The organism is Citrobacter sp. UYEF32 (assembly GCF_040546205.1).
In the GTDB taxonomy this organism is placed as follows: domain Bacteria; phylum Pseudomonadota; class Gammaproteobacteria; order Enterobacterales; family Enterobacteriaceae; genus Phytobacter; species Phytobacter diazotrophicus.
Genome location: NZ_JBEPNI010000004.1, coordinates 548,235 through 571,012, shown reverse-complemented (window position 1 = coordinate 571,012; position 22,778 = coordinate 548,235). Strand labels below are relative to the sequence as shown.

Here is a 22,778-nt window from a genome sequence, read left to right as displayed (position 1 = left end):
CGGGAAAGCGTTAACGCTACCCGGCTTTTTTATTAGTTGTTCTGGTAGATATCTTTGTACAGACGGCTTTCAAAGCGAACCAGTGGAATACGGCGGTTACGCTGATCGGCGGGTTCTACCGCATAACCTGACAGATATTGCACGAAGGCCATTCGCTGCCCACTGGCGGTAGTAATAAAGCCTGCCAGATTGTAAACGCCTTGCAGTGAACCTGTTTTAGCGGAAACCTTGCCGTCCACACCAGCCTCATGCAGGCCCGCGCGATACTGCAATGAGCCATCATAGCCCGCAAGCGGTAGCATAGAGATGTAGTTAAGCTCGCTGTCATGCTGGGCAATATACTGGAGTACCTGCATCATAGTGGCAGGGGCAATCAGATTATGGCGCGACAGACCGGAGCCATCCGCAATGATCGTGTTTCCGATATCCACACCGGCTTGCTGACGCAGAATTTGACGAACAGCATCAGAACCAGCGCGCCAGGTTCCCGGTACGCCAAAGTGGGCATGACCAATCATGCGGAAAACGGTATCGGCAATCATGTTGTCCGATTTTTTCAGCATGATTTTCAGCAAATCGTGCAAAGGGGCTGATTGCGTGCTGGCGATAACTGTACCAGGTTCGTTGACTTGGGTCTGGCGCAGCAGGGTCCCCGTATAGGTAATGCCTGCATCCTTAAGTTCTGCCTTGATTATGGCCCCCGCATAACTGGCGCCGTCCTGAATGGCAAAAGCCAGCGGAAGCGGGTCAGTACGTTGTGGCAGGCAGCCGGTGAGCGTGAAGCGGTTTAAATCGCCTGGTACAACATCCAGTTCGCAGTATTGCCCTTCGGATGAGCCGCGTGCCAGTGTACGAACCTGGCTGAACATGTTCACGGGGTAGTACGATGCGACGCGGATATAGGCGAGGTCTCCGGGTTTCTGCGCGCTGTATAACGAAACAGAGAAACAGTTGCGGTCGACAATAGCGGCGGCGGGTGGGGCGCTGAAACACTGGGTCATGTCGTTCCAGGGCCAGCCGGGGGCTTTGTCATGGCTGGCAAAAATCGATGTATCGATGAGAACATTACCCTCGATTTTTTGCACACCGGATTTTTTCAGGATAGCGACCATATTGCGGATATTCTGACGTTTTAACGTCGGATCGCCGCCAAATCTCGCTACTAAGTCCCCTTTCAATACACCATCGGTAACCGTACCTTTACTCTCCAGCGTGGTGGTGAAACGGAAATCAGGGCCAAGCTGTAATAAAGCAGCCAGCGCGGTAATGACTTTTTGCGTACTCGCCGGTAAAGCCATTTGCTTGCCGTGATAATCAATGTCCGGTTCTTGTGCACCCACCTTTTGCACCATGAGGGCAAGGTTCGCGCCGTCCGGTAATTGGTTAATGTACTCGTCGACATTCGCGGCCTGGGCATTCAGGGCTATACTTGTGGTCAATCCGATGAAAAATCTGGAAAATCGCATAATCTCGCGCTAACAACCTGGAAACAAGCCGTCATACTACGGCGCATCGACCCGGAAAGTAAACGATGACCCATAGTGAACTTCCGGGTAAAATGCGTATCAAATTGAAAAATTACTGCTGACCTGGGGCTTTGTCTCCGGGTCAGTTTTCTTTTGCTTCTGGTCGGGGGTTATGCGCCTGAATCCGGGCAGACATAGCAGCCGGGGCGGGAGACTGCTCCTTACAGGAATGTTTAAGAGGTATAACAAATGCAAGCTATTCCGATGACCTTACGTGGTGCCGAAAAACTGCGCGAAGAGCTGGATTTTTTGAAATCTGTGCGCCGTCCTGAGATTATTGCCGCGATCGCGGAAGCGCGTGAGCATGGTGACCTGAAAGAAAATGCGGAATACCATGCGGCCCGCGAACAGCAAGGCTTCTGCGAAGGGCGTATCAAAGATATCGAAGCGAAACTGTCCAACGCACAGGTTATCGATATCACTAAAATGCCGAACAATGGGCGTGTGATTTTTGGCAGTACGGTAAGTGTGCTTAATCTGGATACCGAGGAAGAGCAGACTTATCGCATCGTGGGTGACGACGAAGCTGACTTTAAGCAGAATCTGATCTCCGTAAATTCACCGATCGCGCGTGGCCTGATCGGTAAAGAACAAGACGATGTCGTTGTCATTCGTACCCCGGGCGGTGATGTCGAATTCGAAATTATCAAAGTGGAATACCTCTGAATAATTTCGTTAACCGCAGTTGTTGACGTATTGTAAAGAAAAGAAAAAGGCCGCATTGCGGCCTTTTAACAACTCAGTGAGCATGGCATTTTGCTCGTCTGTTAGCGAAAACCCCTCGTTTTACACAGATTTTGTGTTCAATTAAGGATATTCTTAGCGCGGCAGCGAGATTTTGCGCTCTTTAGCAGGACGATAAAGCACCAGCGTTTTACCGATGACCTGTACGTTACAGGCGCCGGTTTCGCGTACAATAGCTTCCACGATCAAGGTTTTAGTCTCGCGGTCTTCGGTAGCGATTTTGACCTTGATAAGTTCATGGTGCTCTAACGCTTGTTCGATCTCGGCCAGTACCCCTTCGGTCAAACCATTATTGCCAAGCATAACTACAGGCTTGAGCGGATGTGCCAGACCTTTCAGGTGCTGTTTTTGTTTAGTACTCAGATTCATCGTATATTTTGCTTACGTTGGGATTGAAAACGGGTCATTCTACCGCCATCTCCCATATATCACCAAATCGCCGCGTGTAATTTTACGTTGCTGTATACGATGAACCCAGACGGAATGTGAAATGACAGGTAAGAAGCGTTCTGCCAGCTCGAGTCGCTGGCTACAGGAACACTTTAGCGATAAATATGTTCAACAGGCGCAGAAAAAAGGGTTGCGTTCCCGTGCCTGGTTTAAACTTGATGAAATACAGCAAAGTGACAAACTTTTTAAGCCGGGAATGACGGTTGTCGATCTCGGTGCTGCTCCTGGTGGCTGGTCGCAATATGCGGTCACGCAAATCGGGGGCACAGGCCGTATCATCGCGTGTGATCTTTTACCTATGGATCCAATCGTTGGTGTGGACTTTCTTCAGGGTGACTTTCGTGATGAATTAGTCCTGAAAGCATTACTGGATCGAGTCGGGGACAGTAAAGTACAAGTTGTCATGTCAGATATGGCACCAAACATGAGCGGAACCCCAGCAGTTGATATTCCCCGCTCTATGTACCTGGTGGAACTGGCGCTGCAGATGTGCCGGGATGTGTTAGCGCCTGGTGGTGGTTTTGTTGTGAAAGTCTTTCAGGGCGAAGGTTTCGATGAGTACCTTAGGGAAATTCGCTCTCTGTTTACGAAAGTGAAAGTTCGTAAGCCGGACTCTTCCCGTGCCCGTTCACGAGAAGTGTACATTGTAGCGACCGGGCGAAAACTATAGTAACCTGACGCTGTTTTTAACACAGTTGTAATATGAGGTTAATCCCTTGAGTGACATGGCGAAAAACCTAATACTCTGGCTGGTCATTGCCGTTGTGCTGATGTCAGTATTCCAGAGCTTTGGGCCCAGCGAGTCTAATGGCCGTAAGGTGGATTATTCTACCTTCCTGCAGGAGGTCAACCAGGACCAGGTTCGCGAAGCGCGTATCAACGGACGTGAGATCAACGTTACCAAGAAAGATAGTAACCGTTACACGACTTACATCCCGGTGAACGATCCGAAACTGCTTGATAACCTGCTGACTAAAAATGTCAAAGTGGTTGGCGAGCCGCCGGAAGAACCGAGCCTGCTGGCTTCGATCTTTATTTCCTGGTTCCCGATGCTGTTGCTGATTGGGGTCTGGATATTCTTTATGCGCCAGATGCAGGGCGGCGGTGGCAAAGGCGCCATGTCGTTCGGTAAAAGCAAAGCGCGAATGTTGACGGAAGACCAGATCAAAACCACTTTTGCCGATGTCGCAGGCTGTGACGAAGCGAAAGAAGAAGTGGGTGAACTGGTTGAGTACCTGCGTGAGCCGAGCCGCTTCCAGAAACTGGGCGGTAAAATCCCGAAAGGCGTTCTGATGGTCGGCCCTCCGGGTACCGGTAAAACGCTGCTCGCAAAAGCTATCGCGGGTGAAGCGAAGGTTCCATTCTTTACCATTTCTGGTTCTGACTTTGTGGAAATGTTCGTTGGTGTCGGTGCATCCCGTGTGCGTGACATGTTCGAACAAGCCAAAAAAGCAGCACCATGCATTATCTTCATCGATGAAATCGACGCCGTCGGTCGCCAGCGTGGCGCTGGCTTAGGCGGTGGTCACGATGAACGCGAGCAGACGCTTAACCAGATGCTGGTTGAGATGGATGGTTTCGAAGGTAACGAAGGTATCATCGTTATTGCTGCGACTAACCGTCCGGACGTTCTTGACCCTGCGCTGTTGCGTCCGGGCCGCTTTGACCGCCAGGTCGTTGTGGGTCTGCCGGATGTTCGCGGTCGTGAGCAAATCCTGAAAGTGCATATGCGTCGCGTACCGCTCTCTCCGGATATTGATGCGGCAATTATCGCGCGTGGTACGCCTGGCTTCTCCGGTGCGGATCTGGCGAACCTGGTGAATGAGGCAGCGCTGTTTGCTGCTCGTGGCAACAAGCGCGTCGTTTCAATGGTTGAGTTCGAAAAAGCGAAAGACAAAATCATGATGGGTGCGGAACGCCGCTCCATGGTGATGACGGAAGCGCAGAAAGAATCTACCGCTTACCACGAGGCGGGCCATGCGATTATTGGTCGTCTGGTGCCGGAACACGATCCGGTGCATAAAGTGACGATTATTCCGCGCGGCCGTGCGCTGGGTGTGACCTTCTTCCTGCCTGAAGGTGACGCAATCAGCGCCAGCCGTCAGAAGCTGGAAAGCCAGATCTCCACGCTGTACGGCGGCCGTCTGGCGGAAGAGATCATCTACGGCGTTGAACATGTTTCTACCGGCGCGTCGAACGACATTAAAGTCGCGACCAACCTGGCGCGCAACATGGTGACGCAGTGGGGCTTCTCTGACAAACTCGGTCCGTTGCTGTACGCCGAAGAAGAGGGTGAAGTATTCCTCGGCCGTAGCGTCGCGAAAGCCAAACATATGTCCGATGAGACCGCGCGTATCATCGACCAGGAAGTGAAATCGCTGATTGAACGTAATTACAATCGTGCGCGTCAGCTCCTGAATGAAAACATGGACATCCTGCACGCGATGAAAGATGCGCTCATGAAATATGAGACCATCGACGCGCCGCAGATTGATGATCTGATGGCTCGCCGTGATGTTCGCCCGCCTGCTGGCTGGGAAGAACCAGGCACCAACAATTCTGACAGTAATGGCACTCCGCGTGCACCGCGTCCGGTAGATGAACCGCGTACGCCGAACCCGGGTAACACGATGTCTGAACAGTTGGGCGACAAGTAAGTTTTTTATTGTCGATAATGTGTTCTTTTGCTGAAACCCTGGGGCTTGCTCCGGGGTTTTTCTTTTTTGCGCAACCAAATATTCAAAAAGGTTTTACGTCATGAAATTGCATGCCCAAGGCACCACCCTCGATCTTTCTCATCCGCATGTGATGGGAATTCTCAATGTAACGCCGGATTCTTTTTCCGATGGCGGAACGCATAACACGTTGGTCGAGGCGGTCAGGCATGCCAATCTGATGATTAATGCTGGCGCAACGATTGTGGATGTCGGTGGCGAATCTACGCGTCCGGGGGCGGCGGAGGTCAGTGTAGAGGAAGAGCTGGAGCGCGTTATTCCGGTCGTCGAAGCGATAGCGCAGCGCTTTGAAGTGTGGATTTCTGTCGATACCTCTAAACCCGACGTTATCCGTGAGTCGGCAAGAGTAGGGGCGCATATCATCAATGATATCCGTTCGCTGACTGAATCCGGCGCGCTGGAAGCCGCTGCAGAAACAGGTTTGCCTGTTTGCCTGATGCATATGCAGGGCCAGCCAAAAACGATGCAGGAAGCGCCTAAGTATGATGACGTATTTACGGATGTGAATAGCTTCTTTATAAATCATATTGCCCGGTGCGAGCGGGCAGGTATCTCAAAAGAGAAATTGTTACTCGACCCTGGATTTGGTTTCGGTAAAAATCTCTCACACAACTACGCGCTCCTCGCCCGCCTGGCGGAGTTTCATCATTTTAACCTGCCCCTGTTGGTAGGAATGTCGCGTAAATCGATGGTTGGCCAGTTACTGAATGTTGGCCCGAACGAAAGGTTGAGTGGTAGCCTGGCATGTGCGGTGATTGCCGCCATGCAAGGTGCGCACATTATTCGTGTCCACGATGTAAAAGAAACGGTTGAAGCCATGCGGGTGGTGGAAGCCACACTGTCAGCGTCAGCGAAGGAAAACAAACGCTATGAGTAATCGTAAATATTTTGGCACCGATGGCATCCGTGGTCGCGTTGGTGATGCGCCAATTACCCCTGACTTTGTGCTTAAGCTGGGCTGGGCGGCTGGTAAGGTGCTGGCCCGTCATGGCTCACGCAAAATTATTATTGGCAAAGACACCCGAATTTCCGGCTATATGCTGGAATCCGCACTCGAAGCGGGTCTCGCTGCTGCGGGGTTATCTGCCTCTTTTACCGGGCCGATGCCCACTCCCGCAGTGGCATACCTGACCCGTACGTTTCGTGCGGAAGCGGGTATTGTCATCTCCGCATCACATAACCCTTTTTATGACAACGGCATTAAGTTCTTTTCTATCGACGGTACCAAACTGCCGGACGCGGTAGAGGAAGCCATTGAAGCTGAGATGGAAAAAGAGCTGACCTGCGTGGATTCAGCAGAGCTGGGGAAAGCCAGCCGTATCGTGGATGCCGCTGGCCGCTATATCGAATTTTGCAAAGCCACATTCCCGAATGAGCTCAGCCTGAACACGCTTAAAATCGTTGTGGACTGCGCGAATGGCGCTACCTACCACATTGCTCCTAGTGTCTTCCGTGAGCTGGGTGCGAAAGTGATCGCAATGGGTTGCGAGCCTGATGGCGTCAACATCAATGAAAACTGCGGCGCAACGGATGTCCGGGCATTGCAGCAACGCGTTCTGAGTGAAAAAGCAGATTTAGGTATCGCTTTTGATGGCGACGGTGACCGTGTGATCATGGTTGACCACGAAGGCAACAAAGTCGATGGTGACCAAATTCTCTATATCATCGCTCGCGAAGCCCTGCGTCAGGGCCAACTGCGCGGCGGTGCTGTCGGTACACTGATGAGCAATATGGGGCTGGAGCTGGCGCTCAAACAGCTCGGCATTCCGTTTGCACGTGCGAAAGTGGGTGACCGCTATGTGCTGGAGAAATTGCAGGAGAAAGGCTGGCGCCTTGGTGCGGAGAACTCGGGCCACGTCATTCTGCTGGACAAAACCACGACAGGCGATGGCATTGTCGCGGGCTTGCAGGTTGTGGCGGCGATGGTGCGTAATCATATGAGCCTGCATGATTTGTGCAGCGGGATGACAATGTTCCCTCAGGTACTGGTGAATGTGCGTTACACCTCCAGTGATATTGATCCGCTTGAAGATGAGCAGGTTAAAAGCGTGACCGCTGAGGTTGAAGCGGCACTGGGGAATCGTGGCCGTGTGCTGTTGCGTAAATCCGGTACTGAACCACTGATTCGCGTCATGGTGGAAGGCGAGGTTGAAGAGCACGTTGTCGCATTTGCCAACCGTATCGCCGATGCGGTTAAAGCGGTTTAACGGTCATTAAGTGTCTAAAAAGGCGGCGTTTGCTGCCTTTTTAATGCGCGACATCCCCGTTTTTGCTGTTTTTTTCCTCACTTGATAAAATGCGATTAAAATGGCCTTGCGAAGGTGATTCGCTTTGGTTAGTATTCACACCCGCTTCAGTGGGAAACATTAACAACCCCACTTTTATTGGTTTGAAGCATTGGCATGCGGCAACCCCGCAAGGAACAGGTTGATTATGTACGAAGCTCTTTTAGTTGTTTTCCTTATTGTGGCAATTGGCCTTGTTGGTTTAATCATGCTGCAGCAAGGTAAAGGCGCTGATATGGGAGCCTCATTTGGCGCAGGCGCTTCTGCAACGTTGTTCGGTTCAAGTGGTTCTGGTAACTTCATGACCCGTATGACCGCTGTGTTGGCGACACTGTTCTTCATCATCAGTCTGGTGCTGGGTAACATTAATACCAACAAAACCAATAAAGGAAGTGAATGGGAAAGACTGAGTGCTCCGGCTCAAACTGAGCAGACTCAGCCAGCAGCTCCGGCGCAGCCGAGCAGCGATATCCCGAAATAAGAAGTCGTCGTACCGAGGTGGTGGAATTGGTAGACACGCTACCTTGAGGTGGTAGTGCCCTAACGGGCTTGTGGGTTCGAGTCCCATCCTCGGTACCAATATTCCGAAAGAAAGACGCTAATAAGCGTCTTTTTTTTCGTCTGTAGAAAAGGCCATGCACCTGAATGTATGTGACTCGGATATGGGTTGATGGCTATCGTCTCCACGGCGTGATGTTACTGCATAAATGCGTGGCATAAAAAAAGCCGCTTTCGCGGCTTTTCTCATTTTTGATCAGCGCTTATTTAGCTTTGTTTTCCAGATTTTCTACCTGCGGCAGACCTGTCGCAGAAGAGGCGGAAAGAAGACCGGACTGCGCATAACCGAACAGTTTTTCACGTGTATCGGTAATGTCCAGGTTACGCATCGTCAACTGACCAATACGATCATCCGGAGAGAATACGGAATCGCCTTTCTCCATGGTCAGACGTTCTGGCTTATAAGTCAGGTTATCAGACACAGTATTCAGGATGGAGTAGTCGTTACCGCGACGCAGTTCCAGCGTCACTTCACCCGTAATCTGGCTCGCCACCCAGCGTTGCAGACCATCACGCAGCATCAGTGCCTGAGAGTCGAACCAGCGGCCCTGATACAGCAAGCGACCCAACTGACGACCATGCGCATGATACTGCTCAATAGTGTCTTCGTTGTGAATACCGGTCAGCAGACGTTCATAGGCGATATGCAGCAACGCCATCCCCGGCGCTTCATAGATGCCGCGGCTTTTCGCTTCGATGATACGGTTTTCAATCTGGTCGCTCATGCCCAGACCGTGACGGCCACCGATCCGGTTAGCTTCCATCATTAGCTCAACATCATCGCTAAACGTTTTACCGTTCAGGGCAACCGGATGGCCTTGCTCAAAACGTACGGTCACTTCTTCTGCCGGGATTTTTACATTTTCATCCCAGAACTTAACGCCCATGATCGGGTTTACGATCTTCACACTGGAGTTCAGGAATTCGAGGTCCTTCGCTTCATGCGTTGCGCCGAGCATGTTCGAGTCGGTGGAATACGCTTTTTCCACGGACATTTTGTAGTCGAAACCACAGGCGATCATGAATTCGGACATTTCCTGACGGCCGCCCAGCTCATCAATAAAATCGGTATCCAGCCACGGCTTATAGATTTTCAGCTCGGCGTTGGTCAACAGGCCATAACGATAGAAACGCTCAATATCATTACCTTTATAGGTACTGCCATCGCCCCAGATGTTAACGCCATCTTCTTTCATTGCAGCAACGAGCATGGTACCGGTTACCGCACGACCGAGCGGGGTGGTGTTGAAGTAGGTCAGGCCGCCCGTTGTGTTATGAAACGCGCCGCACTGAATTGCGGCAATGCCTTCGGCAACCAGTTGCTTACGGCAGTCGATCAGGCGGGCATTCTCCGCGCCATATTCCTTTGCACGACGAGGAATTGCGTCATAGTCGTCCTCGTCCGGTTGACCCAGATTCGCAGTGTATGCGTAAGGAACGGCACCTTTTTTGCGCATCCACAGCAATGCCGCGCTGGTATCCAGGCCCCCGGAGAAGGCGATACCAATACGTTGACCAACCGGAAGATGCTTGAGAATCGTCGTCATAAAATAAATCCCTGCTTAATATACCTATGGTGAGAGACTTAACAGCCACGCCATGATGTTTAATACCATTCACTGTTGTTGCGATAATGAATGGTTATGCAAAATAAATGAGTTTTCATTTAAACATTTTTTGGCGATGACAGGAAGAGAAGAGTGCAATTTTCATCGCAATAATGGCTGATAATGCCCTCTGAAAATGCATCCGCCATTGCGCATGATAATACAAGTCCGGGCGCATAAAAGGCAAACCTGTCAGGGTTGACAGATAGTTATGTTTATCAATATAATGTACGCAGATTATACGTCCCGTCTTCGGTACCAAATCCCAGCATTATTTGCAAATCTTCTGCTAACCGAGTAGAATTTGCCACGTTTCAGGCGCGGGGTGGAGCAGCCTGGTAGCTCGTCGGGCTCATAACCCGAAGGTCGTCGGTTCAAATCCGGCCCCCGCAACCACTTTCCCTAAGTGTTCTTTTTCAAATATACTATGAAGACTTAACGCCTTCGTCGCTGGATTTGAAAAAAATACTCCCGGAAGGTTCTCCAGGCCGCAGTTGCGGCTATAGGGTTCAGTTATTTAAAGCCCCGATTTATCGGGGTTTTTTGTTATCTGACTACGGAATAACTGGGCTTTACGCCCTTTTTTTATGTCTTGGGGGTGGGCTTGTCCACATTAGAGCAAAAATTAACAGAGATGATCACAGCACCGGTTGAAGCACTGGGCTACGAGCTGGTTGGTATTGAATTTGTGCGTGGTCGCACATCTACACTGCGCATCTATATTGATAGTGAAGATGGCATCAATGTTGATGATTGTGCCGATGTCAGCCACCAGGTCAGCGCGGTGATGGATGTTGAAGATCCTATTACCGTTGCTTATAACCTGGAAGTGTCCTCACCAGGCCTTGATCGTCCCTTATTTACAGCGGAACACTACGCGCGTTTTACGGGTGAAGAGGTGTCGCTGGTCTTGCGTATGGCGGTACAGAACCGTCGCAAATGGCAAGGCGTTATCAAAGGTGTCGATGGCGAGATGATCACCGTTACGGTCGAAGGTAAAGATGAAGTGTTCGCATTGAGCAACATTCAGAAAGCGAACCTGGTCCCCCACTTTTAACAGTCTGGATTGAGGTGAAAGGCCCCCGATGAATAAAGAAATTTTGGCTGTTGTTGAAGCTGTTTCTAACGAAAAAGCGCTGCCGCGTGAAAAAATCTTCGAAGCGCTGGAAAGTGCTCTGGCTACAGCAACCAAGAAAAAATACGAGCAAGAGATTGATGTCCGCGTAGAGATCGATCGTAAGAGCGGTGATTTCGATACGTTCCGCCGTTGGGTTGTGGTCGAAGAAGTTACCCAGCCGACGCGCGAAATTACGCTGGAAGCGGCTCGCTTCGAAGACGAAAGCATGAATGTTGGTGATTTTGTTGAAGACCAGATTGAATCTGTCACCTTTGACCGTATTACCACCCAAACGGCAAAACAGGTTATCGTGCAGAAAGTGCGCGAAGCTGAACGTGCAATGGTTGTTGACCAGTTCCGTGAGCATGAAGGCGAGATCATCACGGGTGTGGTGAAGAAAGTGAACCGCGACAACATCACGCTTGATCTGGGTAGCAATGCCGAAGCTGTCATTCTGCGTGAAGACATGCTGCCGCGTGAAAACTTCCGTCCGGGCGACCGTATTCGCGGCGTGCTCTATGCTGTACGTCCCGAAGCGCGTGGCGCACAGTTGTTCGTGACGCGTTCCAAACCTGAGATGCTGATCGAACTGTTCCGCATTGAAGTACCGGAAATCGGCGAAGAAGTTATCGAAATCAAAGCGGCTGCTCGCGATCCGGGTTCTCGTGCAAAAATTGCTGTGAAAACCAACGACAAACGTATCGACCCGGTCGGTGCGTGTGTAGGGATGCGTGGCGCACGTGTTCAGGCAGTATCAACCGAACTGGGCGGCGAGCGAATCGATATCGTCCTGTGGGATGATAACCCGGCGCAGTTCGTTATTAACGCCATGGCGCCTGCAGATGTTGCTTCTATCGTTGTTGATGAAGACAAGCACACCATGGATATCGCAGTTGAAGCCGGTAACCTGGCTCAGGCGATTGGCCGTAATGGCCAGAACGTTCGTCTGGCTTCACAACTGAGCGGCTGGGAACTCAACGTGATGACCGTTGAAGACCTGCAGGCGAAGCATCAGGCAGAAGCCCATGCAGCGATCGACACCTTCACTCGCTACCTCGACATTGACGAAGACTTCGCCACTGTTCTGGTTGAAGAAGGTTTCTCTACGCTGGAAGAACTGGCCTATGTGCCAATGAAAGAGCTGCTGGAAATCGACGGTCTGGATGAAGATACCGTTGAAGCCCTGCGTGAACGCGCGAAAAATGCCCTGACCACCCTGGCTCTGGCGCAGGAAGAAAGCATCGGTAATAAAGAACCGGCTGAAGACCTGCTGAACCTGGAAGGTTTGGATCGTGCGTTGGCGTTTAAACTGGCAGCCCGCGGTGTTTGTACGCTGGAAGATCTCGCCGACCAGGGCGTAGATGACCTGAGCGATATCGACGGTTTGACCGACGAGAAAGCCGGGGAGCTCATCATGGCCGCACGTAATATTTGCTGGTTTGGTGGCGAAGCGTAATAAACTGTAGCAGGAAGGAACAGCATGACAGATGTAACCGTAAAAACGCTGGCCGCTGAGATTCAGACCTCTGTGGACCGCCTGGTACAGCAATTTGCTGATGCAGGGATCCGTAAGTCCGCTGAAGACTCAGTGACGGCACAAGAAAAACAGACGCTGTTAGCGCATCTGAACCGTGAACACGGCTCAGGTCCTGACAAGCTGACGTTGCAGCGCAAGACGCGTAGTACATTAAGCATTCAGGGCACCGGTGGGAAAAGTAAATCGGTGCAGATCGAAGTCCGTAAAAAACGCACCTTTGTAAAACGCGATCCACAAGAGGCGGAACGTCTCGCAGCGGAAGAAGAGGCGAAGCGTGAAGCGGAGGATAAGGCCCGTCGTGAAGCAGAGGAAGCTGCTAAGCGCGAAGCCGAGGAAAAAGCCAAACGTGATGCCGAAGAAAGAGCGAAGCGTGAAGCGGATGAAAAAGCCAAACGCGAGTCTGCTGATAAAGCAAAACGTGAAGCTGCGGAAAATAGCAAAGTGAGCAACCAACAATCTGACGAAATGACCAGGACAGCCCAGGGTGAAAAAGCCCGTCGTGAAGCTGAAGCGCAAGATCTTAAGCGCAAAGCGGAAGAGGAGGCTCGTCGTAAGCTGGAAGAAAATGCGCGTCGCGTAGCGGAAGAAGCTCGTCGCATGGCTGAGGAAAACGAATCCCGTTGGAATGCCAGCAGCGATAAAGAAGAAGAAAGCAGCGACTATCATGTAACCACTTCTCACCATGCACGCCAGGCTGAGGACGATAGCGACCGTGAAGTCGAAGGTGGTCGTGGTCGTGGTCGTAACGCGAAAGCGGCACGCCCAGCGAAAAAAGGCAACAAGCATGCCGAAAGCAAAGCCGATCGTGAAGAAGCCCGTGCGGCCATTCGCGGTGGTAAAGGCGGCAAACAGCGTAAAGGTTCTGCGCTGCAACAGAGCTTCCAGAAGCCTGCGCAGGCAGTTAACCGTGACGTTGTGATCGGTGAAACGCTGACCGTTGGCGAGCTGGCTAACAAAATGGCGGTGAAAGGCTCTCAGGTCATTAAAGCGATGATGAAACTGGGCGCAATGGCCACCATCAACCAGGTTATCGACCAGGAAACCGCGCAGCTTGTAGCCGAAGAAATGGGCCACAAAGTTATCCTCCGTCGTGAAAACGAACTGGAAGAAGCGGTAATGAGCGACCGTGATACGGGTGCTGCGGCTGAACCGCGTGCGCCAGTCGTGACCATCATGGGTCACGTTGACCACGGTAAAACCTCTCTGCTGGACTACATTCGTTCAACGAAAGTAGCCTCAGGTGAAGCGGGCGGCATTACCCAGCACATCGGTGCATACCACGTCGAAACCGAAAACGGCATGATCACCTTCCTGGATACCCCGGGCCACGCCGCGTTTACCGCGATGCGTGCACGTGGTGCGCAGGCAACGGATATCGTGGTTCTGGTTGTGGCTGCTGACGATGGCGTGATGCCGCAAACAATCGAAGCTATCCAGCACGCAAAAGCGGCGCAGGTACCGGTTGTTGTTGCAGTGAACAAAATCGATAAGCCAGAAGCGGATCCGGATCGCGTTAAGAATGAATTGTCCCAGTACGGCATTATGCCGGAAGAGTGGGGCGGCGAAAGCCAGTTCGTTCATGTATCTGCGAAAGCGGGTACCGGTATCGACGAGCTGCTCGACGCTATCCTGCTGCAGGCTGAGGTTCTTGAGCTGAAAGCTATCCGTACCGGTATGGCGAGCGGTGTTGTGATCGAATCCTTCCTGGATAAAGGTCGTGGTCCGGTTGCTTCCGTTCTGGTACGCGAAGGTACTCTGCACAAAGGCGATATCGTTCTGTGTGGCTTTGAATATGGCCGCGTACGTGCGATGCGTGATGAGCTTGGTCGTGAAGTTAGCGAAGCGGGTCCGTCTATTCCGGTTGAAATCCTCGGCCTGTCTGGTGTTCCGGCAGCGGGTGATGAAGCGACGGTTGTTCGCGACGAGAAGAAAGCGCGTGAAGTTGCACTGTATCGTCAGGGTAAATTCCGCGAAGTCAAACTGGCGCGTCAGCAGAAATCCAAACTGGAAAATATGTTCGCCAACATGACCGAAGGCGAAGTCCACGAAGTGAACGTCGTTCTGAAAGCGGACGTTCAGGGTTCTGTGGAAGCGATCACCGATTCTCTGCTGAAACTGTCTACTGACGAAGTGAAAGTGAAGATCGTAGGTTCCGGTGTTGGTGGTATCACCGAAACCGATGCTACCCTTGCAACGGCTTCGAATGCCATTCTGGTTGGCTTTAACGTTCGTGCCGACGCCTCTGCGCGCCGCGTGATCGAAGCCGAAGGTCTGGATCTGCGTTACTACTCCGTCATCTATAACCTGATCGACGAAGTGAAAGCAGCGATGAGCGGCATGCTGTCTCCGGAACTGAAACAGCAGATCATTGGTCTGGCTGAGGTTCGTGATGTGTTCAAATCACCAAAATTCGGTGCGATCGCGGGCTGTATGGTTACCGAAGGCACGATTAAACGTCATAACCCAATCCGCGTCCTGCGTGACAACGTGGTTATCTATGAAGGCGAGCTGGAATCCCTGCGCCGCTTCAAAGATGACGTTAACGAAGTCCGTAACGGCATGGAATGTGGTATCGGCGTTAAGAACTACAACGACGTTCGCGTTGGCGATATGATCGAAGTGTTCGAAATTATCGAGATCCAACGTAGCATCGATTAATTTTCGTCGGCTTTTGGGCCGCCACTGTGTTGGTTACGTTCATTCACCCCGGTCACATAGTTATCTATGCTCCCGGGGATTGATGAGCGTGCCGCCTTGCCGGAATCCAAAAAGCTTAGAAAATTGATTAGCGTAGACCGGGGAAGCGCAGCGCCACCCGGTATGAATTTCAAAAGGGGCTATAAGCCCCTTTTTTGTCTGGAGAATTTATTATGGCGAAAGAATTTGGTCGCCCACAGCGCGTAGCCCAGGAGATGCAGAAAGAAATCGCCATCATCCTGCAGCGCGAAATTAAAGACCCGCGTGTTGGCATGATGACGACTGTATCGGGCGTTGAAGTCTCTCGCGATCTGGCCTATGCCAAAGTGTTTGTGACCTTCCTGAACGACAAAGATGAAGCCGCCGTTAAAGCGGGTATCAAAGCGCTGCAGGAAGCATCCGGTTTCATCCGTACGCTGCTCGGCAAAGCTATGCGCCTGCGTATCGTGCCAGAACTGACTTTCTTCTACGACAACTCACTGGTGGAAGGGATGCGTATGTCTAACCTCGTCACCAGCGTGGTGAAACATGACGATGAACGTCGTGTGAACCCAACGGACGACAGCAAGGAGGACTGATGAGTCGTCCTCGTCGTCGCGGTCGCGATGTGCACGGCGTGCTGTTGCTGGATAAACCGCAAGGCGCATCCAGCAATGATGTACTGCAAAAAGTTAAACGTCTCTTTAATGCCAATCGCGCCGGGCATACTGGCGCGTTGGATCCTCTGGCAACAGGTATGCTACCGGTTTGTCTGGGTGAGGCGACAAAGTTCTCCCAGTATCTGCTGGATTCTGACAAGCGTTACCGTGTGATTGCGAAGCTGGGCCAGCGCACCGATACTTCTGATGCTGATGGTCAAATCGTCGAAGAGCGTCCGGTCGATTTTAGCGCTGAGCAACTGGCCGCCGCACTGGAGACCTTTCGCGGCGATATCGAACAAATACCCTCAATGTATTCTGCACTGAAATATCAGGGCAAAAAGCTGTATGAATACGCGCGCCAGGGTATCGAAGTTCCACGTGAAGCCCGACCTATTACGGTGTATGAACTGTTGTTCATCCGCCACGAAGGCGATGAACTGGAACTGGAAGTTCACTGCTCGAAAGGCACCTATATTCGTACGATTGTTGACGATCTGGGTGAGAAACTGGGCTGTGGCGCACATGTGATTTATCTGCGCCGTCTGGCGGTGAGTAAATATCCTGCTGAGCGGATGGTGACGCTGGAACAATTGCATGGCCTGGTCGCGCAAGCTGAGCAGCGTGATATCCCGGCGGCTCAATTACTCGATCCGTTGTTAATGCCCATGGATAGCCCGGCAGCTGATTACCCTGTTGTTAACCTTCCGTTGACTTCGTCGGTTTACTTCCGCAACGGTAATCCTGTGCGAACCACAGGTGTGCCGCATGAAGGTCTGGTGCGTGTCACTGAAGGTGAAGAGGCGAAATTTATCGGTATGGGCGAAATGGATGACGAAGGGCGTGTTGCTCCGCGTCGTCTGGTGGTTGAGTACCCGCCAGTCTAAGCCTCGTCTTGCGATAACCAGTCACTGAGAGTAGAATATTGGCGCTTAATGCCGGGTCAATTGTTTTACAATATCTGGTATTAATTCCGGGGTTGCTGAATTAGAGATCGGCACCCTCTCATTTTTTTATCACTGGAGTACAAAATGTCTCTAAGCGTTGAAGCTAAAGCAAAAATCGTTTCTGAGTTTGGTCGTGGCGAAAACGACAGCGGTTCTACCGAAGTTCAGGTTGCACTGCTGACTGCACAGATCAACCACCTGCAGGGCCACTTTGCAGAGCACAAAAAAGATCACCACAGCCGTCGTGGTCTGCTGCGTATGGTTTCTCAGCGTCGTAAACTGCTCGACTACCTGAAACGTAAAGATGTTGCACGCTACACCGCGCTGATCGAGCGTCTGGGTCTGCGTCGCTAATTCTTGCGAGTTTCAAGAAAGGGGCCGTAAGGCCCCTTTTTTCAACCAGACGGCAGTAATTAACAGTACAATAATGTATTGTTGCTATGAATGATCTTCGTTGCAGAGGTTCGCGCGGCTAATGAGAGGCTTTACCCACGAGAGCGGGGTTAGGGTTGTCATTAGTCGCGAGGATGCAGGAAGATCGGGTTTAAACGACAGCATCCCTGGGGGTTGCTGTCATTCATTAAGATTAAGAAAGGATAATATTTTGCTTAATCCGATCGTTCGTAAATTCCAGTACGGCCAACATACCGTTACGCTGGAAACCGGCATGATGGCACGTCAGGCGACGGCAGCCGTTATGGTTAGCATGGATGACACTGCGGTATTCGTTACCGTTGTGGGCGCTAAAAAAGCTAAACCGGGCCAGGATTTCTTCCCGTTAACTGTTAACTATCAAGAGCGTACCTACGCTGCTGGTAAAATCCCGGGTGGTTTCTTCCGTCGTGAAGGCCGTCCAAGCGAAGGCGAAACTCTGATTGCGCGTCTGATTGACCGCCCGGTTCGTCCGCTGTTCCCGGAAGGCTTCGTTAACGAAGTTCAGGTTATTGCAACCGTGGTTTCCGTTAACCCGCAGGTTAACCCGGATATCGTTTCTATGATTGGTGCTTCCGCAGCACTGTCTCTGTCAGGTATTCCGTTCAATGGACCGATTGGCGCAGCGCGCGTGGGTTACATTAACGATCAATACGTACTGAACCCGACCCAGGAAGAACTGAAGTCCAGCAAACTGGACCTGGTGGTAGCGGGTACCGAAGGTGCGGTATTGATGGTGGAATCCGAAGCAGAATTGCTGAGCGAAGACCAGATGCTGGGCGCAGTCGTATTTGGCCACGAACAGCAGCAGGTTGTTATCCAGGCCATTAACGACCTGGTAAAAGAAGCGGGCAAACCGCGTTGGGACTGGCAGCCAGAAGCCGTCAACGAAGCGCTGAACGCACGCGTTGCTGCTCTGGCTGAAGCGCGTCTGAGCGATGCTTACCGCATCACTGACAAACAAGAGCGTTATGCTCAGGTTGATGTCATTAAATCTGACGTTGTTGCTGCGCTGGTTGCAGAAGATGAAACCCTGGACGCCAACGAGCTGGGCGACATCCTGCACGCTATCGAGAAAAATGTTGTTCGTAGCCGCGTACTGGCAGGCGAACCGCGTATCGATGGTCGTGAAAAAGACATGATCCGTGGTCTGGACGTGCGCACTGGCGTATTGCCGCGTACTCACGGTTCCGCGCTGTTTACCCGTGGTGAAACTCAGGCTCTGGTTACCGCAACGCTGGGTACAGCCCGTGATGCGCAGATCATTGATGAGCTGATGGGTGAGCGCACTGACAGCTTCCTGTTCCATTACAACTTCCCTCCGTACTCCGTAGGTGAAACTGGTATGGTTGGCTCGCCGAAGCGTCGTGAAATTGGTCACGGTCGTCTGGCGAAGCGCGGCGTACTGGCTGTAATGCCGGAAGCGGATAAATTCCCGTACACCGTTCGTGTGGTGTCTGAAATCACCGAATCCAACGGTTCTTCTTCCATGGCTTCCGTGTGTGGCGCTTCTCTGGCGTTGATGGACGCAGGCGTACCGATCAAAGCAGCCGTTGCGGGTATCGCAATGGGCCTGGTGAAAGAAGGCGACAACTTTGTTGTTCTTTCTGACATCCTGGGCGATGAAGATCACCTTGGCGATATGGACTTCAAAGTAGCGGGCTCCCGCGACGGTATCTCTGCACTGCAGATGGATATCAAAATTGAAGGCATCACCAAAGAGATCATGCAGGTTGCGCTGAACCAGGCTAAAGGTGCTCGTTTGCACATCCTGAGCGTGATGGAGCAGGCGATCAATGCGCCGCGCGGCGATATCTCTGAATTCGCACCGCGTATCCACACCATCAAGATCAACCCGGACAAAATCAAAGACGTCATCGGTAAAGGTGGCTCTGTGATTCGTGCGCTGACCGAAGAAACCGGCACTACCATCGAAATCGAAGATGACGGCACCGTGAAAATCGCAGCGACCGATGGCGAGAAAGCGAAATTCGCTATTCGTCGTATCGAAGAGATCACTGCAGAAATCGAAGTAGGTCGTATCTACAACGGTAAAGTGACCCGCATTGTTGACTTTGGCGCGTTCGTTGCCATCGGCGGCGGTAAAGAAGGTCTGGTTCACATCTCTCAGATTGCTGACAAGCGCGTTGAGAAAGTGACTGACTATCTGCAGATGGGTCAGGAAGTACCGGTGAAAGTTCTGGAAGTTGATCGCCAGGGCCGTATTCGTCTTAGCATTAAAGAAGCCACTGAACAAACTCAGCCTGAAGCAGCGCCGGAAGCGCCGCAAGCAGAGCAGGGCGAGTAAAATGGTGTTTGCCCTCCGCGAAAGCGGAGGGTTATTTAACTGGCAGGACGCCGTGTTTGCAGCCGGGGGACAGGACGTTCATCCAATTGTTGTCTTCGGGAGTGGGAAATGAAGCCTTTTTTGCGCTGGTGTTTCGTTGCGACAGCTTTAACGCTGGCAGGATGCAGCAACTCTGCCTGGCGTAAGAGCGAAGTCCTCGCGGTGCCATTGCAACCGACTTTGCAGCAAGAAGTGATTCTGGCGCGCATGGAACAAATTCTTGCCAGTCGGGCTTTATCCGATGATGAACGCGCACAGCTTTTATATGAGCGCGGAGTATTGTATGATAGTCTTGGTTTGAGAGCACTGGCGCGAAATGATTTTTCACAAGCGCTGGCCATCCGACCGGATATGCCGGAAGTATTCAATTACTTAGGCATTTATTTAACGCAGGCAGGCAATTTTGATGCTGCCTATGAAGCGTTTGATTCTGTACTTGAGCTTGATCCAACTTACAACTACGCGCACTTGAATCGCGGTATCGCATTATATTACGGCGGTCGCGATAAGTTAGCGCAAGATGATCTGCTGGCGTTTTATCAAGACGATCCCAATGACCCTTTCCGGAGTCTGTGGCTTTACATCGTTGAGCGGAAGCTCGATGAGAAGCAGGCTAAAGAAGCGCTGAAACAACGCTTCGAAAAATCGGGCAAAGAGCAATGGGGATGGAACATTGTCGAGTTCTACCTTGGCGATATTAGCGAACAAGAGCTAATGAACCGCCTGAAGGCAGACGCAACGGATAACACCTCGCTCGCTGAGCATCTCAGTGAAACCAACTTCTATTTAGGTAAGTACTACCTAAGTCTGGGGGAAAAGGACAGCGCTGCGGCACTGTTCAAATTAGCGGTGGCTAACAACGTTCATAATTTTGTTGAGCACCGTTATGCATTGTTGGAATTAGCGCTCTTGGGCCAGGAGCAAGATGACCTGGCAGAATCGGACCAGCAATAGCTGACGTACACATCAGCCCGTAATCATTACTTTGATTGCCATCACCTTCGCGGGTGAGGGCGTTGTTGTTCGTTAATACACCTACTTTGAGCCGGTTCACACTTTTAATGAAAATTACCGAAAATTTTCACGATGAGTTATGTAGACTGGCCGCCATTAATATCGAGGCACACGTACTACATGGCTGAATTCGAAACCACTTTTGCAGATCTGGGCCTGAAGGCTCCTATCCTTGAAGCCCTTAACGATCTGGGTTACGAAAAACCATCTCCAATCCAGGCAGAGTGCATTCCGCATCTGCTGGGCGGTCGCGACGTACTGGGTATGGCCCAGACGGGTAGCGGCAAAACCGCAGCGTTTTCATTACCGCTGCTGAACAATCTTGATCCTGAGCTGAAAGCACCGCAAATCCTGGTGCTGGCGCCGACCCGCGAACTGGCGGTTCAGGTTGCCGAAGCCATGACAGATTTCTCTAAACACATGCGCGGCGTGAACGTGGTTGCCCTTTATGGCGGCCAGCGTTATGACGTGCAGTTACGCGCCCTGCGTCAAGGGCCTCAGATTGTTGTCGGTACCCCGGGTCGTCTGCTTGACCACCTGAAACGCGGTACGCTGGATCTCTCTAAACTGAGCGGTCTGGTGCTGGACGAAGCCGATGAAATGTTGCGTATGGGCTTCATCGAAGACGTTGAAACCATCATGGCAGAGATCCCGGACGGTCATCAGACCGCACTGTTCTCTGCAACCATGCCGGAAGCGATTCGCCGCATTACCCGCCGCTTTATGAAAGAGCCGCAGGAAGTGCGCATTCAATCCAGCGTGACTACTCGCCCGGACATCAGCCAGAGCTACTGGTCTGTGTACGGCATGCGTAAAAACGAAGCGCTGGTACGTTTCCTGGAAGCAGAAGATTTTGATGCGGCGATCATCTTCGTTCGTACCAAAAACGCGACCCTGGAAGTGGCAGAAGCGCTGGAGCGTAGCGGCTATAACAGCGCCGCGCTGAATGGCGACATGAACCAGGCCCTGCGTGAGCAGACTCTGGAGCGTCTGAAAGACGGTCGTCTGGATATCCTGATTGCAACCGACGTGGCAGCACGTGGTCTGGACGTTGAGCGTATCAGCCTGGTTGTTAACTATGACATCCCGATGGATTCCGAGTCTTACGTTCACCGTATCGGCCGTACCGGTCGTGCAGGTCGCGCTGGTCGTGCGTTGCTGTTTGTTGAGAACCGCGAACGTCGTCTGCTGCGTAACATCGAACGCACCATGAAGCTGACTATTCCAGAAGTAGAACTGCCGAACGCAGAACTGCTGGGCAAACGCCGTCTGGAAAAATTCGCCGCGAAAGTACAGCAGCAGCTGGAAAGCAGCGATCTGGATCAGTACCGTGCTCTGCTGGCGAAAATCCAGCCGTCTGCGGAAGGTGAAGAGCTGGATCTCGAAACGCTGGCCGCTGCTCTGCTGAAAATGGCACAGGGTGAACGTGCGCTGATCGTTCCGCCAGACGCGCCGATGCGTCCTAAGCGTGAATTCCGTGAGCGTGACGACCGCTTTGAACGCCGTGGCGATCGTAACGACCGTGGTCCGCGTGGCGACCGTCCTGAGCGTGGTGGTGAAGATCGTCCGCGTCGTGAACGTCGTGATGCTGGTGAAATGGAACTGTACCGTATTGAAGTTGGCCGTGATGATGGTGTTGAAGTTCGTCATATCGTTGGCGCGATTGCTAACGAAGGCGACATCAGCAGCCGTTATATCGGTAACATCAAGCTGTTCGGTACCCACTCTACCATCGAACTGCCGAAAGGCATGCCGGGCGAAGTTCTGCAGCACTTTACTCGCACCCGTATCCTGAACAAGCCGATGAACATGCAGCTTCTGGGTGATGCACAGCCGCGTCCTGAGCGTCGTGGCGGTGGTGAGCGTCGTGAAGGTGGCCGCAGCTTCGGTGGTGGTGAACGCCGTGAAGGTGGTCGCAGCTTCGGTGGTGAGCGTCGTGAAGGCGGTCGTAGCGAAGGTCGTAACTTCAGTGGCGAACGTCGCGCTCCGCGTCGTGACCGCGAAGAAGGCTCCAGCCGTCGTCGTTTCGGTGACGCATAATCGCGCAGTAAGCCAGCTTTACACTTCGTAAAGTAATTGATACAACCCCGGTGCAAAACATCGGGGTTTCTTTTATCTGTTATGTACTCTTGTACTGGTACAAT

19 protein-coding genes and 2 tRNA genes are annotated in these 22,778 nt (G+C 52.0%); 18 read left to right on the top strand and 3 right to left on the bottom strand.

The window, feature by feature from the left end:
• Positions 1-32 precede the first annotated feature (32 nt).
• A complete protein-coding gene (dacB, locus tag ABIB59_RS14070; protein WP_039077468.1) occupies positions 33-1,466 on the bottom strand; it encodes a serine-type D-Ala-D-Ala carboxypeptidase in 1,434 nt (477 codons plus the stop codon).
• Between the two features lie 249 nt (positions 1,467-1,715).
• Between dacB and greA the strand changes: the two genes are divergently transcribed.
• Positions 1,716-2,192 (top strand): transcription elongation factor GreA, encoded by a 477-nt coding sequence (gene greA / locus ABIB59_RS14065; protein WP_039077469.1) that lies wholly within the window; start codon positions 1,716-1,718, stop codon positions 2,190-2,192.
• 153 nt (positions 2,193-2,345) lie between these two features.
• On the opposite strand, the gene yhbY is transcribed toward greA, so the two are convergent.
• Positions 2,346-2,639 (bottom strand): ribosome assembly RNA-binding protein YhbY, encoded by a 294-nt coding sequence (yhbY, locus tag ABIB59_RS14060; RefSeq protein WP_039077470.1) that lies wholly within the window; start codon positions 2,637-2,639, stop codon positions 2,346-2,348.
• Positions 2,640-2,760: 121 nt separating this feature from the next.
• Here yhbY and rlmE point away from each other — a divergent pair, with 121 nt between their 5' ends.
• The 6 genes from rlmE (at position 2,761) to ABIB59_RS14030 (ending at position 8,319) form a co-directional block, all read left to right on the top strand.
• Positions 2,761-3,390 (top strand): 23S rRNA (uridine(2552)-2'-O)-methyltransferase RlmE, encoded by a 630-nt coding sequence (gene rlmE / locus ABIB59_RS14055; protein ID WP_039077471.1) that lies wholly within the window; start codon positions 2,761-2,763, stop codon positions 3,388-3,390.
• A gap of 55 nt (positions 3,391-3,445) precedes the next feature.
• Positions 3,446-5,377 (top strand): ATP-dependent zinc metalloprotease FtsH, encoded by a 1,932-nt coding sequence (gene ftsH, locus ABIB59_RS14050; RefSeq protein WP_039077472.1) that lies wholly within the window; start codon positions 3,446-3,448, stop codon positions 5,375-5,377.
• 100 nt (positions 5,378-5,477) lie between these two features.
• On the top strand, positions 5,478-6,332 hold the full coding sequence (gene folP / locus ABIB59_RS14045) for a dihydropteroate synthase (protein WP_354035829.1): 855 nt from the start codon (positions 5,478-5,480) through the stop codon (positions 6,330-6,332).
• Complete coding sequence (glmM, locus tag ABIB59_RS14040; protein ID WP_039077474.1) at positions 6,325-7,662, top strand: phosphoglucosamine mutase; 1,338 nt, start codon at positions 6,325-6,327, stop codon at positions 7,660-7,662. The genes folP and glmM overlap by 8 nt, the downstream gene beginning before the upstream one ends.
• Positions 7,663-7,888: 226 nt before the next feature.
• Entirely contained in the window at positions 7,889-8,221 is a 333-nt protein-coding gene (secG, locus tag ABIB59_RS14035) for a preprotein translocase subunit SecG (protein ID WP_071194444.1), read from the top strand.
• Between the two features lie 11 nt (positions 8,222-8,232).
• Positions 8,233-8,319, top strand: a tRNA-Leu gene (locus tag ABIB59_RS14030).
• Positions 8,320-8,501: 182 nt separating this feature from the next.
• Here the strand turns inward: ABIB59_RS14030 and argG are convergent.
• Positions 8,502-9,845 (bottom strand): argininosuccinate synthase, encoded by a 1,344-nt coding sequence (argG, locus tag ABIB59_RS14025; RefSeq protein ID WP_039077476.1) that lies wholly within the window; start codon positions 9,843-9,845, stop codon positions 8,502-8,504.
• 379 nt (positions 9,846-10,224) lie between these two features.
• Here argG and ABIB59_RS14020 point away from each other — a divergent pair.
• The 11 genes from ABIB59_RS14020 to ABIB59_RS13970 all read left to right on the top strand — a co-directional run bounded on the left by ABIB59_RS14020 (position 10,225) and on the right by ABIB59_RS13970 (position 22,674).
• A tRNA-Met gene (locus tag ABIB59_RS14020) sits at positions 10,225-10,301 on the top strand.
• Positions 10,302-10,509: 208 nt separating this feature from the next.
• On the top strand, positions 10,510-10,962 hold the full coding sequence (gene rimP / locus ABIB59_RS14015; RefSeq protein WP_047373469.1) for a ribosome maturation factor RimP: 453 nt from the start codon (positions 10,510-10,512) through the stop codon (positions 10,960-10,962).
• Between the two features lie 28 nt (positions 10,963-10,990).
• Complete coding sequence (gene nusA, locus ABIB59_RS14010) at positions 10,991-12,478, top strand: transcription termination factor NusA (protein ID WP_039077477.1); 1,488 nt, start codon at positions 10,991-10,993, stop codon at positions 12,476-12,478.
• 24 nt (positions 12,479-12,502) lie between these two features.
• Positions 12,503-15,217, top strand: a complete 2,715-nt coding sequence (gene infB, locus ABIB59_RS14005) for a translation initiation factor IF-2 (protein WP_039077478.1) — start codon at positions 12,503-12,505, stop codon at positions 15,215-15,217.
• Positions 15,218-15,429: 212 nt separating this feature from the next.
• Entirely contained in the window at positions 15,430-15,834 is a 405-nt protein-coding gene (rbfA, locus tag ABIB59_RS14000) for a 30S ribosome-binding factor RbfA (protein WP_039077479.1), read from the top strand.
• Complete coding sequence (gene truB / locus ABIB59_RS13995) at positions 15,834-16,781, top strand: tRNA pseudouridine(55) synthase TruB (RefSeq protein WP_354035824.1); 948 nt, start codon at positions 15,834-15,836, stop codon at positions 16,779-16,781. The genes rbfA and truB overlap by 1 nt, the downstream gene beginning before the upstream one ends.
• A 144-nt stretch (positions 16,782-16,925) precedes the next feature.
• Positions 16,926-17,195: a 30S ribosomal protein S15 gene (rpsO, locus tag ABIB59_RS13990; protein WP_004385056.1), complete on the top strand. Its 270-nt coding sequence runs from the start codon at positions 16,926-16,928 to the stop codon at positions 17,193-17,195.
• A 250-nt stretch (positions 17,196-17,445) separates the two neighbouring features.
• Entirely contained in the window at positions 17,446-19,581 is a 2,136-nt protein-coding gene (pnp, locus tag ABIB59_RS13985; protein WP_071194447.1) for a polyribonucleotide nucleotidyltransferase, read from the top strand.
• A gap of 108 nt (positions 19,582-19,689) precedes the next feature.
• The gene (gene nlpI / locus ABIB59_RS13980; RefSeq protein WP_039077482.1) at positions 19,690-20,574 is read left to right on the top strand and encodes a lipoprotein NlpI; all 885 of its coding nucleotides are present in this window, start codon (positions 19,690-19,692) and stop codon (positions 20,572-20,574) included.
• Positions 20,575-20,681: 107 nt separating this feature from the next.
• Positions 20,682-20,762 (top strand): protein YrbN, encoded by an 81-nt coding sequence (gene yrbN / locus ABIB59_RS13975; protein ID WP_103245196.1) that lies wholly within the window; start codon positions 20,682-20,684, stop codon positions 20,760-20,762.
• On the top strand, positions 20,755-22,674 hold the full coding sequence (locus ABIB59_RS13970) for a DEAD/DEAH family ATP-dependent RNA helicase (protein ID WP_039077483.1): 1,920 nt from the start codon (positions 20,755-20,757) through the stop codon (positions 22,672-22,674). The genes yrbN and ABIB59_RS13970 overlap by 8 nt, the downstream gene beginning before the upstream one ends.
• The last annotated feature ends 104 nt before the right edge of the window (positions 22,675-22,778 follow it).

Coding starts and splice junctions, on each gene's coding strand:
- dacB (WP_039077468.1), bottom strand. CDS start 1,466: ATGCGATTTTCCAGATTTTTCATCGGATTGACCACAAGTATAGCCCTG.
- greA (WP_039077469.1), top strand. CDS start 1,716: ATGCAAGCTATTCCGATGACCTTACGTGGTGCCGAAAAACTGCGCGAA.
- yhbY (WP_039077470.1), bottom strand. CDS start 2,639: ATGAATCTGAGTACTAAACAAAAACAGCACCTGAAAGGTCTGGCACAT.
- rlmE (WP_039077471.1), top strand. CDS start 2,761: ATGACAGGTAAGAAGCGTTCTGCCAGCTCGAGTCGCTGGCTACAGGAA.
- ftsH (WP_039077472.1), top strand. CDS start 3,446: ATGGCGAAAAACCTAATACTCTGGCTGGTCATTGCCGTTGTGCTGATG.
- folP (WP_354035829.1), top strand. CDS start 5,478: ATGAAATTGCATGCCCAAGGCACCACCCTCGATCTTTCTCATCCGCAT.
- glmM (WP_039077474.1), top strand. CDS start 6,325: ATGAGTAATCGTAAATATTTTGGCACCGATGGCATCCGTGGTCGCGTT.
- secG (WP_071194444.1), top strand. CDS start 7,889: ATGTACGAAGCTCTTTTAGTTGTTTTCCTTATTGTGGCAATTGGCCTT.
- argG (WP_039077476.1), bottom strand. CDS start 9,845: ATGACGACGATTCTCAAGCATCTTCCGGTTGGTCAACGTATTGGTATC.
- nusA (WP_039077477.1), top strand. CDS start 10,991: ATGAATAAAGAAATTTTGGCTGTTGTTGAAGCTGTTTCTAACGAAAAA.
- infB (WP_039077478.1), top strand. CDS start 12,503: ATGACAGATGTAACCGTAAAAACGCTGGCCGCTGAGATTCAGACCTCT.
- rbfA (WP_039077479.1), top strand. CDS start 15,430: ATGGCGAAAGAATTTGGTCGCCCACAGCGCGTAGCCCAGGAGATGCAG.
- truB (WP_354035824.1), top strand. CDS start 15,834: ATGAGTCGTCCTCGTCGTCGCGGTCGCGATGTGCACGGCGTGCTGTTG.
- rpsO (WP_004385056.1), top strand. CDS start 16,926: ATGTCTCTAAGCGTTGAAGCTAAAGCAAAAATCGTTTCTGAGTTTGGT.
- nlpI (WP_039077482.1), top strand. CDS start 19,690: ATGAAGCCTTTTTTGCGCTGGTGTTTCGTTGCGACAGCTTTAACGCTG.
- yrbN (WP_103245196.1), top strand. CDS start 20,682: ATGAAAATTACCGAAAATTTTCACGATGAGTTATGTAGACTGGCCGCC.
- ABIB59_RS13970 (WP_039077483.1), top strand. CDS start 20,755: ATGGCTGAATTCGAAACCACTTTTGCAGATCTGGGCCTGAAGGCTCCT.